The sequence below is a fragment of the Algoriphagus sp. TR-M9 genome, assembly GCF_027594545.1.
GTDB lineage: Bacteria > Bacteroidota > Bacteroidia > Cytophagales > Cyclobacteriaceae > Algoriphagus > Algoriphagus halophytocola.
The window spans coordinates 602,457-616,718 of record NZ_CP115160.1; the positions used below are offsets into that span (position 1 = coordinate 602,457).

The following is a 14,262-nucleotide window of genomic DNA, read 5'->3' on the forward strand; positions in this document are numbered from 1 at the left end:
TTTTTTTATTTTACACCTAAATGAAGCATGATTCCCGTTCGCTGATCATTTTGATCAGTATTTTATCACTTCTCGCTGTACTGATTCTCAATTTCTTTTTCTTTCAGAAAAGTGATCAAGAATCCTATTTGCGTGACCTTAGTGGTAGAGTGCAAGTAGTGGATCAGGAATTTGATGAGGATTTTGTACAGATACTCATGGATGTCAGACCTGCTGATTCCTTGAGTTTTAGTCAGGTGAGCATCCCCGCACATAATCACCCTTTTTTCATTTTATCCCCAGAAAAGGAACTGCTCTACTGGTCCGATTTTTCGCTGACTTTGGATTTCGAGCAGGTCGATCTTTCCCGGGAATACCAATTGATACAGGATCCTTTTGGCACGCTGTTTTTGAAAATCCGAAGGTTGAAGCGCAACGAGGTAGATTATGTGGTGCTACACGTCTTGAGGATGCTCTGGCCCGGAAATATTGAAAATAATTACCTGATCACCGGCCCTAATCCGGAGCTTTTTGGAAACGATAGGTTTGAGCTTTTCTCCGATCCTGAGGAAGGGGAATTCCAAGTGAAAAACCCTGCCGGACAGGAGCTATTCGGTATCAATTTTCAATTTGGGTACAGCCCAGCAGGAAGGGTAGTCAATCCGGCAATTTTAATATTTTTCACCTCTGTCTTTCTCTTGTACTTCCTGCTGAGTTCAGACTTTGTATTGAAAAAGTGGAAGCAGGGAAAACGCTGGTCTTCTATTGCTTATGCCATCTTGGTACTTTTGGTGTTTAGGTTACTGATGCTGGTATTGGATTTTCCTGCCAATTACCTAAACCTTTCTCTTTTTGATTCTTCTAATTATGCCTCTTCTTGGCTCAATCCCAGCTTAGGGGATTTTTTGATCAATACCATCTGCATGGTTTTGATCTTTGCATTGATTATATATCAGCTGGCTTCCAGGTCCACACATGAGAAAATCAAAATATTAAAGTCAGCCAATGAATTCAGGGTTTTCTATGGGTTTGCATTACTGGTCAGTACCGGGTTTTTGTATATGTTTTGGAGTCTTCCGCGGGATCTTATTATCAATTCCCAATGGGGCATGGATATCAGTGCGATTTCTGATTTCGGTTGGTTCAAAGGAATCAGCTACCTGATTCTGTTTCTTTGGGCAGGGATCTATGTGTTGTTTACCTTGACTTTGTTCAGTTTGCTGCTGGAAGTCAATGCGAGCAAGCGGATGTACTATAAGGGTCTTTTTATTTTTGGCGTTCCGATTTTGCTGATCCTGGCATTCTTTTCCAGTTGGTCGGCTGTGGTTTGGCTGGCGCATCTGACATTGCTAGCGGCGATTATCCGTTTGGAGCTTTTCAGGTATGCCTTCAAACTGGGGCTTGATACCTTTCTGGTGTTTTTCTTTGCCTGCCTCATGTCTGCGATTATAGGTGGTGTCAGTATTTTTCAAACCGAAAAGGCGGAACAGATTCAGTCTAAGGTCCGCTTTGCCAATCAAAACCTCATCGAGAACGACGTGATGACAGAGTTTTTCCTTGGGGAAATTTTCAGTAGGCTGGATGACGATTTATTTATCCAAAATAGAATAGCAGACCCCTTGTTCTCGAAGGAACCTATAGAAACCAAAATCAGGAGGATTTACCTGGACAATTATTTCGATCAATTCGAGGTGCAGGTTCGGATTTTTTCTGCTTCTGGACAGCAGCTTTTAGGGTCTTCAGAAGGGGGGAGTCTCAGAGATCTGAGGCAGACATACATTAAAAGTGATTATGCCACCAGTGTGAAGGGACTTTATTTTATCCGGGGCAACGAATCCAACACAGGCAATAGATTTCTTGCCTTCATACCCATCAGCAGAGAGAATACTGCACTGGGTACCATTTTTTTGGAACTCAGGCAGCTGAGGATCCAACCCAGCAGCGTGTACCCCAAATTGCTTTTAGATAAGAAATACGCTGAGAAACTTGACCCGGTGCTTTACGATTATGCTATTTTCAAAGAGGGCGATTTTATCCGAAATTCAGGAACCTTCAATTACCTCAGTAGGAGCTTTGCTCCTGTATTAGACAAAGCAGCCCTTTTGACCGAAGGGGTACATCAGGGAGGCTACCAGCACTTGGGAATTCAAAATGGCAATGAGCTTATTATTGTCTCTTCCAAAAACATTTCTGTATCCCATTTCTTTGGCAATATTTCTTTACTGTTTGTACTGTTTGTTTTGATGACTTTTCTCTCTATTCTCATCAATACCTTAGTGACAGGAGTCCGGAAGTTTGAGTTTAACTATTCCTCTAAACTGCAACTTTATCTGAATTTTGCCTTTTTCTTCCCGATCATCATCATCAGTATTATTACCATAGGTTTGCTGGCAAACAGCTACCGTGAGGACCTGGACCGGCAATACATCCAAAAAGCAGCACTGATCAGAGGTAACTTAGGGAGTTTTCTGAATAACCAAGCTCCTTCAGGTGTAGATGCTGATGCGCTCAATGAGGAGGTGAATGAGCTGGCCAATACCACCGCCAGTGACATCCATCTTTATACTATTGATGGTAAATTGAAGACTACCAACCGACCTAATATTTTTGATAAGAAGATAATGGCACCGCTCATCAATCCCCGGGCTATGGCGGAGATAGAAGAAATGGGACAAAGTCAGTATTTAGCTGACGAGCAAATAGGAAAGCTAAAATATAAATCGGTGTACCTGGCGATTCCGGCGACCGGAAACCAGGGGAACCTTGGGATTTTAGCAGTACCCTTTTTCGAATCCGAAACCGAGTTGAATACACTCATTGCCGATGTGCTGAGCAATATTTTCAATGCATTTGTGGTGATATTTATCCTTTTCTTATTTGTATCCTACTTCGTTTCCACCAATTTGACTTTCCCTTTTAAGCTGCTCACGCAAAAACTAAAAGCAACTAATCTGGAAGATAATGAACCCATGTACTGGGGGTCAAAAGATGAAATCGGCTTGCTGGTGAATGAGTATAACAACATGCTTTTCAAGCTGGAAAACTCCAAGAAAGTATTGGCTTCCACAGAAAAGGAATCCGCTTGGCGGGAGATGGCTAAGCAGGTTGCCCACGAAATCAAGAATCCCCTTACCCCTATGAAGCTGACTTTGCAGCATCTGATCAGGTTACAGGATGCTGGAAGACTGGATGATGCGGAAAAGCTAAAGAGGTCACTGGAGACCTTGATCCATCAGGTAGATGCGCTGAACGGAATCGCATCTTCTTTTTCTACTTTTGCAAAGATGCCTTTGCCGAATAATGAACTGATGAATTTCAAAACTGTACTGAACAAAGTGCTGGAACTGTTCACTGGCAATGAGCAGGCTGAGTTGGTTTTCAAAGACGATTCCTTTACCGATAGCATCCCTATCATGGGGGACGATAAGCTGTTTGGAAGGGTAATTTCCAATCTGATAATCAATGGGATTCAGGCCGTGGAGCCTGGAGTGAAACCGGTGATCAAAGTATGGCTTTGGATGACTGAGCAGGCGGTGTTTCTGGAAATCACAGACAATGGAAGGGGAATATCGGATGAGCTGAAAGACAAGATTTTCATTCCTAATTTCTCTACCAAGTCCACTGGTTCAGGCTTAGGCTTAGCTATCGCAAAAAGCGGAGTAGAAACAGCAGGAGGGAAAATCTGGTTTGAAACTGAGCTGGGGAAAGGAAGTACCTTTTACCTTACATTTCCTTTAGTCGGATAAATGCCTCTTTTTAGTACCTTCAAAAGAAAAGGCGATAAAGATTGAGCACGCGTGTCTGGATATTTTCTTTGGTTTGCTGGCTGGGACTGATTTTTACTACGAACGCCCAGGAGAAATGCCTTTGGCTCAGTGCGGAGGTTTTGCGCCAGCCCATAGTTCCGGACTCACTGTCTCTGATCGAAGAATCCATTAAAATCACCGATAAAAATGGGGAAACCTATGGGTTTACCTATGGACTCAGCAATAACCAACTTCAGGTTCTTTTTGAGGATGAAGCTAGTCCTGATTCGATTTTGCTTTGTTACAGAACTTTTGCGGTTCGCTTCGATCAGCCGGTGGCAAGGAGGACGCTACTGACGGATTATGACTCTACGGCCAGATTCAAAGACGAGGAGATGGAGGAATTGCCGGCCTTCGATTTTCGGGAAGAGCTTTTCCCCAGCACCAATTTGTATAAATCCGGTAGCCTGACCCGCGGCATTTCTTTTGGCAATACACAAAATGTATTTGTGAACTCGGCCTTGAACCTTCAGCTCGAAGGTGATATCGCTGAAAATCTAAAAATCCGGGCAAGTATCACTGATCAGAATGTGCCTTTTCAGCCTGAGGGAAATACACAGCAGATTCAGGACTTTGACAATGTGCTGATTGAGCTGTATAACGATGATTTTAGCTTGGCCGCTGGGGATGTGGTTTTGCAGCAAAGGCAATCTGAGTTTCTACGCTATTACAAAAACGTACAGGGCTTGCAGTTTACCTCCAATTACAAAATGAGTGAAAATTGGAAGGCCAGTTCGCAGGCGTTTGCTTCCATTGCTAAAGGCAAATTCGCCTCGATTCAATTGCCGGTTTTAGAGGGTGTGCTCGGTCCGTATCGAGTTAGCGGTCCAAATAATGAACGATTTGCCATCATCATGGCAAATTCTGAGCGGGTGTTTCTCGATGGAAAGCAGCTCAAGCGTGGTTTCAACGAGGATTATGTGATTGATTACAATCAGGCAGAAATCACTTTTACACCCAAAGTTCTGATCACGCAGTATTCCCGTGTACGGGTTGATTTTGAGTATGCTGAGCGAAATTATTCCAGGTCTATCCTTGGAGCGAATCATTCTCAAACAAACGGAAAGGTGGATGTGTATCTGAATTATTACCAAGAAAAGGACAATAGAAACAGGCCACTTTTCACAGAGTTTTCCCAGCAAGAACTAGGGCTTTTGGCTTCCGTGGGAGATAGTTCCGAGCTTGCAAGAATACCACGAATTGACAGTGTTTCATTTGATCAGAATAGGATTTTGTATGAGAAAGTTACCGAATTTGACGATCTGGGAAATCCATTGGTTTATTACGAATATTCCAATGATCCTGAGTTGGCTCATTATGAATTGGGCTTTTCACAAGTGGGTGCTGGGCTTGGAGATTATCGACGTTCCAGCCAGTTATCGAATGGAACAGTCTATGAATATGTGCCAAGACTGAATGGTCAGCCACAGGGAGATTATTCTATTTTATCCCAATTGCCACTTCCGGATAGCAAGAGAATGGTGACGGCAGGAACTCGGATTAGGTTGAATGACCACGAAAAAGTTTACACCGAACTGGCGCTCTCATCTCAAGATCAAAATCTCTTTTCTGATTTGGATGACGAGGACAATCAGGGGTTGGGAATGAAGGTTGGTTTGCAAAGTGAGGGGCGGGAATCTTCGCTTTTCAAGGGCTATACGATGAAAGGACAAACGGAATATGAATACAATTCCACTAATTTTAACTTTATTGATCGTTTTAGATACATTGAATTTGACCGGGATTGGGGTTTAAGTCAAGCAGCCTTGCAAAGCCCTGCGTCTGAGCAGTTTTTTCGTGCCGGAGTAAGTTTTGAAAAGGATGCACAGAATCGCTTTGATTACCTTTTCTACCTGAGAAATAGAGCCAATGTGCTGAACGGAACGCAGCATTCCGCCCATTGGAATTTGGAACTAGGGAAGAGAATTAAGCTTAGGCAAGAGTTTTTCCGCTTAAATTCAGGTCAGGATTCCTTACGCTCTGATTGGACCAGATACCTTGGTGATGTAAGTTATCGGTCAAAATTCCTAATTCCCGGCTATCAGTTTTCTCTTGACCAGAATGCCTTGACAAGCGCAGAAACTGACTCTGTGGTCAATACTGCCATGAACTTCAAGCAGCATTTGATTTACCTGCGCAGCAATGATTCCCTCAGCTATTCCTTCTTGGCAGATGCAGCCTGGCGGGAGGACAAAGCCCCATTTGCAGGTGAATTGCTGAATGACACCAGAGCATTCACCTCCAATTTCACTTTTCGGAAGCAGTGGACCCAGCATAGTTTGAGTAGCACATTTACCTATCGGGAAATCGAGTATTTGCAGCGGGATCTGCAATCCGAACTTACGGTAATGGGAAAGCTGGACTATCAGGGAAGCTTGGGCAAAAACCTCTTACGTAATGAAGTCTCCTATGCAATAGGAAATGGACGTGAGCTACAGCGGGAATTTGTGTTTTTGCCAGCCCCAAATGGTGATGGGACGCACACCTGGCGTGATGATAACGGGGATGGAGTGCAGCAGCTGAACGAATTCTATCTAGCCATCAATCCAGAGGAAAAGCAATACATCAAGATTTTTGTACCTACAGACACCTACATTCAGGCTTACACCAGTATCTTGAATTACAGACTTCAGGCTAAGTTTCCTGAAACCTGGAAAGAGGCTGGCGGCCTGAAGACATTTTTGCATAAGTTCTCCAATACAACCAGTCTAAGCGTAGAGAAAAAGGTGACTTCTGACGACTTTTTAGATCGCATAAATCCCTTTGTTGGGGGTGTAAATCGAGAAGATGTGTTGTCACTCAGGCAAGTGATCCGGTCCAGTTTTTTCTTCAACCGTGCTTCTGCCAGGTATGGATTTGATTTGTCGTATTTCGATTCTCAGTTCAAGCAATTGCTTTCTGGAGGATTTGAAGATCTGATTCAGAAAGATTGGAAATTGAATACTCGATACAATTTCAATGGGCAAACTACTTTGAGGATTATTGCAGGAACAGGCAATCGGCTTTCAGCTTCTGACTTTTTGGATAATAGAAATTATACCATTTCGCAGAATCAAATTGGTCCTGAATTTTCCTGGCAGCCTAGCCCTACTTTCCGTACCACTGCCAGCTATTCTTTTACGGGCAAAGTCAATACTGCCAATGAAGGGTTTGAGGAGAAAGCCCAACTGCATCAAGTGGGGCTGGATCTTCGCTTTGCGCGAGCCATTAAAACTACGCTGACCGGAAACTTGAAGCTTATTCAGATCGATTACAATGGAGTGACCAATTCCCCTGTGGGTTACGAAATGTTACAGGCTTTGACACCGGGTACCAATGTCACTTGGAATGTGAATTGGCTGCAGAAAATAGGAGAGGGGCTTCAATTGAATCTGGTGTATGAAGGTAGAAATTCCCAGGGACTGGATAGAATCGTGCATGTAGGGCGAATGCAAGTTTCGGCACTGTTTTGATAAAAAAATGTAACTTTGCACAAGCTGGATAGTTGTCATACTAACTATTAAAACACTAACCAAATGAGTAAAAGCATCCTCGTCACCGGAGGCACCAAAGGAATAGGAAGAGCGATCATAGAACGATTTGCAAGTGAGGGTTTTGATATCTTTACCTGTGCGAGAAATACAGCTGATTTGAAGGCGCTTCAGGAGGAACTGCAGGCAAAATACAGAGATATCCAGGTGCTGGCCATACAGGCAGACCTTTCGAAAAAGTCAGATGTAACTCGCTTGATCAGTGAAGTCAAAGCGGTGGCGACCCCGGATGTTTTGGTAAATAATACCGGCGTTTTCTTACCGGGAGCTATTCATAACGAGCCTGAGGGAAATTTCGAGTTGATGATGGAGACGAATCTTTTCTCGGCTTATTATGTGACTCGTGGATTTGCAGAAGATATGATCGCCCGTAAATCCGGACATATTTTCAGCATGGGTTCTGTAGCTGGTTTGACTGCCTATCCAAATGGAGGAAGCTATGCAGTTTCCAAATGGGCAATGCTCGGAATGACCAAATGCCTGCGGGAAGAATTGAAACCGCATCAAATTAAAGTAACTTCCATCCTTGCCGGCGCGACTTATACTGCGAGTTGGGAAGGAGTGGATTTGCCAATAGAAAGATTCATGAAAGCGACTGATGTTGCCGAATCAGTTTGGGCCGCTTATAACCTTTCGCCCCAATCCGTTGTTGAAGAATTAGTAATCCGACCTCAATTAGGAGATATATAACCCACATGGAGCCAATTATCAAATCATTAGATCAGCTGTATTGCGATAGCTTGACGAGTTATTCCAGGAGAAAAACCATTCCGGTGAAAATCGGAGATGTGGTAATTGGAGGAGATAATCCAATCGTAGTACAATCGATGACCACAGTGGACACCATGGATACAGAAGGCTCTATCGAGCAAAGTATCCGCATGATTGAGGCTGGTTGCGAGTTGGTGAGGATCACCGCTCCAAGTATTAAAGAGGCAGAAAATCTACGCCACATTAAGGACGGGCTTCGCAAAAGAGGGTATACTACTCCGTTGGTTGCGGATATACACTTTACTCCCAATGCCGCCGAAGTAGCTGCCAGGATCGTCGAAAAAGTACGTGTGAATCCGGGGAATTATGCGGACAAAAAGAAATTTGAAGTAATAGAATATACCGATGCTACCTATCAGGAAGAGTTGGATCGTATCCGTGAGCGCTTTTTACCTCTGGTGAAAATCTGCAAAGAAAACGGAACCGCAATGCGAATCGGAACCAATCACGGTTCTCTTTCTGATCGAATCATGAGTAGGTATGGCGATACGCCCCTAGGAATGGTGGAGTCGGCTTTGGAGTTTTTGAGAATCTGCGAGGATGAGAATTACTTCGATATTGTGATATCGATGAAGTCATCCAATACCCAAGTGATGGTGCAGGCGTACAGGCTTTTGGTAGCAAAGCTTAACGAAGGAGGGTTTAAACCCTACCCGTTGCACCTGGGCGTGACAGAAGCTGGTGAAGCCGAAGACGGGAGAATTAAATCTGCGGTTGGAATTGGAACTTTGCTGGAAGATGGCCTAGGGGACACTGTACGTGTATCTCTAACGGAAGATCCTGAGTTTGAAGCACCAGTTGCTAAGGCATTAATTGACCGCTATGCTCATAGAGCAGGACATACTGAGATCAAGCCTATTGAAAATTATCCTGTAAACCCATACGAGCATTTCAAAAGAGAAAGTGAGGAGATCTATAATTTTGGTGGACAAAATGTACCTCGAGTAATCACGGATATTTCCAAGATTGATAAGATCACCGAAAAGGAAATGAAGTCAGTAGGTCATTTCTATTTGCCAGAATTGGACAAGTGGAAAATGAATGATCAGGGTTGCGACTTCGTTTATTCAGGTGCGAATCCAATTCCTTTTATGCTGCCAAACGGCATGAAGGAAATCCAAGATGCAGCGATCTGGACGGTGGGTGGAGATCAGACGAACAAGTTCCCTTTGTTTGATTTGGTCAGTTTTTCCACTGCAGAGAAGTTCCACTCAGCCCTGAATTTCCTGGAAATTTATGACACGCAGATTGGGGAGGCCCTAGCTTTGACTTCGGCTCGGAAGGACACAGTCTTGATTATCAAAACTGAGAACAAGCATGCTATGCCTGCTTTGCGAAGGGCTATGATCAGTGTGCTGGAAGCGGGGAGCGCAATTCCGGTTATCGTGAAAGTCAGTTACCCGGATCAATCAGAGGATAAAACCATGCTTTATGCCGCTTCAGATGTAGGAGGTTTGTTGATAGATGGCTTGGGTGATGGGATTTTTATTTCCTTGGAAAAGGAGCAGGAGCATAGTCGTGAAGAGGTTTTGGCACAGATAAAGCTGCACAATTCAGTGGGGTTTGGGGTTTTGCAAGCCGCAAGAACTCGAATGTCCAAGACCGAATACATTTCCTGTCCGTCCTGCGGGAGAACCCTGTTTGACCTACAAGAAACTACGGCAATGATCCGAAAGCGAACCGATCATTTGAAAGGTGTGAAGATTGGGATTATGGGATGTATCGTGAATGGACCTGGAGAAATGGCTGATGCAGACTATGGCTATGTAGGTTCCGGCAAAGGAAAAATCACCCTTTACAAAGGCAAGGAAGTCATGAAGCGATCTGTTCCTTCCGAAAAAGCTGTGGACAAACTGATAGAAATCATCAAAGAAGACGGGATGTGGAACGAGCCGGATTCAATTTAACCTTTGGGGTTTCTGAAACCCCGAAGGTTTAGATAAATTAATAAACCTTCGAGGTCAAAAAAAGACCTCAAAGGTTTAAGTAAACCATTTGCTAGTCCAATCTGTTAACCTAGAAACTCCATCCATGTCAGATAAGAACAAAGTCAAAGATTTCTTCAAATTAGGGGAATTTGGGCATTATTTCACCAGGGTGTTTCAAAAGCCAGACCCCAATCAAAAATCCAATTTCAACCTGCGCATGATGCAGGGGATCAATAAGATCTCCATTGTAGTGTTTCTTTTGGCATTGATATTTTGGATAGTGAAACGCTTTATCTAGGAATTTCTTTCACTTAGATCAAACTTTTTTATGAAGCTAAAAAAGCACCCTTGATCCCATTGATGATCATGTTCGTGCCGATGATAGCGATGATCAGCCCCATGATTTTTCCAATCACTACGATGAGGTTTTTGCCAAGCTTTCGCATGATCAAATTGCTCAGAGTGAATGCTATATGCGTCAAAACACACATGATGGCAAATACACCGATTACAATCAGAATATTGATGTAATTCCCTTTGGAGGCGAAATTCATGGCAGTGACTATAGTGCCCGGCCCAGATAGAATAGGAATAGCCAAGGGAGAAATGGCAATGTTTTCGTCCACATTGGGCTCTTTGATATGTTTGACGCTGGATTTTTTGGATTGCAGCATTTCAAAACCCACATAAAAAATCAAAATACCACCGGTAATCTGGAAAGCTGGTATGGTGATTCCGAAAAGCTCGAAAATGAATTTGCCCAGGACCACAAAAACCACTACAATCCCGAAAGCTGTGATTGTGGCAATCTTACTGATTTGTTTTTTGGTTTGCTTGTCCGCATCATCAGTTAGGGATGCGAAAATGGGCACGTTAGCGATGGGATTCATGATGGCGATAAATCCCGTAAACACAGATAGGGTAAAAGCGACTAAACTTTCCATGGACACGAATATACCCAAAACCACAATTGCTGCAAATTAGCGATGCTAATCAGGATTTAGCAGCTTAGCGCGAAAAGTAGGAGAATCTAAAATACGCCAAATGTCGTATGGTCAAAGCATTGCTTTGCAAGTAGTTTTGAAGAGAATTTTAAATAAAAAAGCTATGAAACTATTTAAACCAAACTTCTGGATGCTTGCTATTGTTGCATCCTTATTTTTCTCCGCATGTAGCTCAGACGGTGATGATGAGCCTCAGACGCAGTCACAAGCTAATCCTACCCCTGATGTGCCGAATGATGCAAATGCAGTCTTGGCTGCTATAAAGGTGAATTCTAATGTGCCCGGGGGAGTTTCTGTGCCCGGCGTAAGTGGAATTGCAATAGATGTGGCATCAGCCTCATTTTTTGATGGGAATGTGGGAGGAAGCCTGGTGAGCGTAGGCGAGGTGAAGCTTAATGCCAAAGCACTGACCGTGCCTGGAGGAAATGCCTATATCAGTGATCCTACGGATTTCTCTTACGACATCGTTTCAGGACAGGATAATTCCTGGGAAGTTGCCGGTGGTAACGGCTTTGCTGCCTTCTCACATACCACTTCTACCAAAATGCCCGGACAGGTGCTTTTTGCTTCTACCGTGGGTGAATCTTTCAGCAGAAGCGGGGATGTCACGGTATCAATTCAGTCTGTGCCGAGTAATTGCCAGAACATACTTTGGGTGTTTTCTGACGGAAATACCGTGGTAACCAAGGAATCAAAAACCACTTCGGTCACATTTACAGCATCCGATCTGAGCGGAATCAAAGCTACTTCCACAGGAATACTTCAGGCAGCTGCTTACAACTATGAGTCTGGCACCTATGGGGGAAAGAAAGTTTATTTCATCAACGAAACCGTAGATTCTAAATATATAGAAATCAATTGATAGGCTGATTCGGTAAAGAGCCAGTGGGGTTTTCCTCACTGGTTTTTTTTGTGCCTTTGGCAAAAATACGCTTGAAAGGGACTAAGGTTTGTCCTACAAAATCCTCTGGAAATTTCTCCTCGTCTGGTAGCCCTACAGGAAGGTTTTCATCGTCAGAGGGCCAATAATTAGTTCGGAAAAGGAAGTCCCAGAGACTGAGGGAAATCCCGTAATTAAACCCATGAGGATGGCTTTCTGGAAGCTCCCGGGCATGGTGCCAAAGGTGCATTTGTGGGCCATTGATCACATAGCGAAATGGGCCGAGTGGAATGTACAGATTGGCATGCCCAAGCTGCCCCAATACCAATGTGAAAATGTGTACAATAAAGAAGTCTGTAATCCCAAAGCCAATCATTGCCAGAGGAATGTATTCCAATGTCCGGTAAATCACATTTTCCATCCAGTGGTACCTTAGCAAAGCGGCAAACCCCATTTCCCGCGTGCTGTGATGGACTTTGTGGAACTCCCACATCCAGCCCACATGGTGATACATGCAGTGAATCGACCATTGCATAAAATCCCGCACCACAAATATAATGAGGAGCTGCACCCAGTGCGGAAGCTGATCAACCTTGATAGCTACGATATTGGTGATACCAAAAAGCCCTAGGAAGTCATTGAAAGCTTCCACGGCTACCATGGAAAGTGCATTATAGGCGACCAGCGCAAATAGAAAGTAATTCCAAAAAAGGTAGAAAATATCCAGCCAAAAATGTTCCCGGATCAGGGCTTGGTTTTTCCTCCAGGGAAAAACAATCTCCATCAGCCAGATCACCAGAGAAGCCCCTACAAGCCAATAAAAATAGTTGTGCCAGGAAGGGTTCAGGATTTCATTGATCAAGTAATTCCAATAGCCATAGTAGCCGTCCGAAATCGCTTTGATGTATTTTTCCATGCTGCAAATATGAGGTTTTTTTCTACGGCTTTCCGTGCCGAAAGTCACATTAGAAGGCTAACAAAGAAGGTGGTGTTGAGGTTTGGTAGCGAGCCTAAGGGATTTACTTGGTAAGGATTACCTTTGTTTAGGTAATGGATGCCTAAATACTATTATGGCAAAACATACGGCGTATAGGCTGTAGATGATTCCTGCGCCCCAAAGCACAGGAGAGGATTCAGGATTTGCAGACAGGTTTTTGATAAGCGCAAATCCAGCTATCATAAAGTGGCTAAAGTTGGCGATCGCTATGGGTCTATTATAAATTCCTCCTATCAACCCGCCCTTGCTCATCCAGTTTAGCATTCCAAAACCGAAATAAAGTGCACCGATAACCTGAAACGCCACCATGGAAGCAGGACTTTCTGCTAGAGATAATAGTTTCAGCACAAAGTCAGGTGTAAATGTCAAAATCAATCCTGCAGCCCAAAGCAAAATCGCACTGGAAGTCATGATTAGTTTGGTATTCATAGCAAAGCAGTTTACAGGGTTGGCCTAGGCAAGAAAACTAGACCCAGAGCGTGGATTAACACCTCAGGGGTTTTGTCTCTTGATCAAATGAGTGGATAAAATCAGGATATCATCCAAAGGCTTATCTCGTGAGTTGGTGGGAACGGCGGCGATTTCATCTACAATTTCCATCCCCGATATCACTTCTCCAAAAACGGTATAATTTTGATCCAAATGTGCAGCCCCACCTTCGGTTTTGTAGGTTTCTCTTTGAGCAGCGGAATAGGTGAAATGCTCCATGGTTTTGAGCCGCTCTTCTGTAAGCCTTTCTAAATTTTTCTTTAGGTCAGTGTAGGTTTGTTGGCTCGATGTAGTTCGGCTGTTTTGTGATTCCTGCAATTGCTCAAATAGGGCTTTATTTGCAGGATCATTGATTACCTGATTGTAAGCTATTTGCTTGTTGACCCTTTCTTCGGCTTGATCGAGGCTGCCATCGGTGAATTTTTTCCCCTGAACGATGTAAAATTGAATGGAGCTGGCATTTCGGCTGGGGTTCACATCATCACCCATTCTGGCGGCTCCGAGAGCTCCTCTCTTATGGAAATGCGTAGAGGTGATTTCCGCGGGGATTACTTCAGGGATTCCATGTGATTTTTTCTTGCTGTCCAGAGCCTCCTCGTTTAGTGGTTCACCAGCTTGAATCATAAAGCTTTTGATTACCCGGTGAAATTGTATGCTGTCGTACAGTCCGTTTTTGACTAAGGTGAGAAAGTTATTTCTACTCAGCGGAGTGTCATCATATAAGCGCAAAACTATGCTGCCCTTGCTGGTGACTAATTCTATGTCTTTTTCGAAATCACTTTTACGAAGCTTGGTGATTGAAGAAGACTGGCAAGCGGAGAAAATGGCCATGAAAAAAACAGCATAGCAAAGGCGTCTCAGTAAGCTCATATGGGGAA

10 protein-coding genes are annotated in these 14,262 nt (G+C 43.7%); 6 read left to right on the top strand and 4 right to left on the bottom strand.

The genetic code is table 11. The annotated features are described in order from the left end of the window. Positions 1 to 20: 20 nt before the first annotated feature. From PBT90_RS02800 to PBT90_RS02820, 5 genes are all read left to right on the top strand, one after another. Positions 21 to 3,725: an ATP-binding protein gene (locus PBT90_RS02800; RefSeq protein WP_270131473.1), complete on the top strand. Its 3,705-nt coding sequence runs from the start codon at positions 21 to 23 to the stop codon at positions 3,723 to 3,725. 41 nt (positions 3,726 to 3,766) lie between these two features. Then, positions 3,767 to 7,237, top strand: a complete 3,471-nt coding sequence (locus tag PBT90_RS02805) for a hypothetical protein (protein ID WP_270131475.1) — start codon at positions 3,767 to 3,769, stop codon at positions 7,235 to 7,237. 63 nt (positions 7,238 to 7,300) lie between these two features. Next, a complete protein-coding gene (locus tag PBT90_RS02810) occupies positions 7,301 to 8,005 on the top strand; it encodes an SDR family oxidoreductase (protein WP_270131477.1) in 705 nt (234 codons plus the stop codon). A gap of 5 nt (positions 8,006 to 8,010) precedes the next feature. Then, positions 8,011 to 9,993, top strand: coding sequence for a (E)-4-hydroxy-3-methylbut-2-enyl-diphosphate synthase (gene ispG, locus PBT90_RS02815; protein WP_264808826.1), 1,983 nt, complete (start codon positions 8,011 to 8,013; stop codon positions 9,991 to 9,993). A 124-nt stretch (positions 9,994 to 10,117) separates the two neighbouring features. Further along, positions 10,118 to 10,312 carry a DUF6728 family protein gene (locus tag PBT90_RS02820; RefSeq protein WP_270131480.1) on the top strand — a complete coding sequence of 65 codons (195 nt, stop codon included), beginning with the start codon at positions 10,118 to 10,120 and terminating at the stop codon, positions 10,310 to 10,312. 28 nt (positions 10,313 to 10,340) lie between these two features. Here the strand turns inward: PBT90_RS02820 and PBT90_RS02825 are convergent, their stop codons facing one another. After that, on the bottom strand, positions 10,341 to 10,958 hold the full coding sequence (locus PBT90_RS02825; RefSeq protein WP_270131482.1) for a MarC family protein: 618 nt from the start codon (positions 10,956 to 10,958) through the stop codon (positions 10,341 to 10,343). A 163-nt stretch (positions 10,959 to 11,121) separates the two neighbouring features. Between PBT90_RS02825 and PBT90_RS02830 the strand changes: the two genes are divergently transcribed. Then, entirely contained in the window at positions 11,122 to 11,880 is a 759-nt protein-coding gene (locus PBT90_RS02830; protein ID WP_264808829.1) for a hypothetical protein, read from the top strand. Here PBT90_RS02830 and PBT90_RS02835 read toward each other — a convergent pair. From PBT90_RS02835 to PBT90_RS02845, 3 genes are all read right to left on the bottom strand, one after another. Continuing rightward, positions 11,873 to 12,814, bottom strand: a complete 942-nt coding sequence (locus tag PBT90_RS02835) for a sterol desaturase family protein (protein ID WP_270131485.1) — start codon at positions 12,812 to 12,814, stop codon at positions 11,873 to 11,875. The two genes, PBT90_RS02830 and PBT90_RS02835, sit on opposite strands and share 8 nt — an antisense overlap. Before the next feature lie 117 nt (positions 12,815 to 12,931). Continuing rightward, on the bottom strand, positions 12,932 to 13,324 hold the full coding sequence (locus PBT90_RS02840; protein ID WP_270131487.1) for a hypothetical protein: 393 nt from the start codon (positions 13,322 to 13,324) through the stop codon (positions 12,932 to 12,934). A gap of 63 nt (positions 13,325 to 13,387) precedes the next feature. Beyond that, on the bottom strand, positions 13,388 to 14,254 hold the full coding sequence (locus PBT90_RS02845; protein WP_270131489.1) for a peptidylprolyl isomerase: 867 nt from the start codon (positions 14,252 to 14,254) through the stop codon (positions 13,388 to 13,390). Positions 14,255 to 14,262 lie beyond the last annotated feature (8 nt).

Coding starts and splice junctions, on each gene's coding strand:
- PBT90_RS02800 (WP_270131473.1), top strand. CDS start 21: ATGAAGCATGATTCCCGTTCGCTGATCATTTTGATCAGTATTTTATCA.
- PBT90_RS02810 (WP_270131477.1), top strand. CDS start 7,301: ATGAGTAAAAGCATCCTCGTCACCGGAGGCACCAAAGGAATAGGAAGA.
- ispG (WP_264808826.1), top strand. CDS start 8,011: ATGGAGCCAATTATCAAATCATTAGATCAGCTGTATTGCGATAGCTTG.
- PBT90_RS02820 (WP_270131480.1), top strand. CDS start 10,118: ATGTCAGATAAGAACAAAGTCAAAGATTTCTTCAAATTAGGGGAATTT.
- PBT90_RS02825 (WP_270131482.1), bottom strand. CDS start 10,958: ATGGAAAGTTTAGTCGCTTTTACCCTATCTGTGTTTACGGGATTTATC.
- PBT90_RS02830 (WP_264808829.1), top strand. CDS start 11,122: ATGAAACTATTTAAACCAAACTTCTGGATGCTTGCTATTGTTGCATCC.
- PBT90_RS02835 (WP_270131485.1), bottom strand. CDS start 12,814: ATGGAAAAATACATCAAAGCGATTTCGGACGGCTACTATGGCTATTGG.
- PBT90_RS02840 (WP_270131487.1), bottom strand. CDS start 13,324: ATGAATACCAAACTAATCATGACTTCCAGTGCGATTTTGCTTTGGGCT.
- PBT90_RS02845 (WP_270131489.1), bottom strand. CDS start 14,254: ATGAGCTTACTGAGACGCCTTTGCTATGCTGTTTTTTTCATGGCCATT.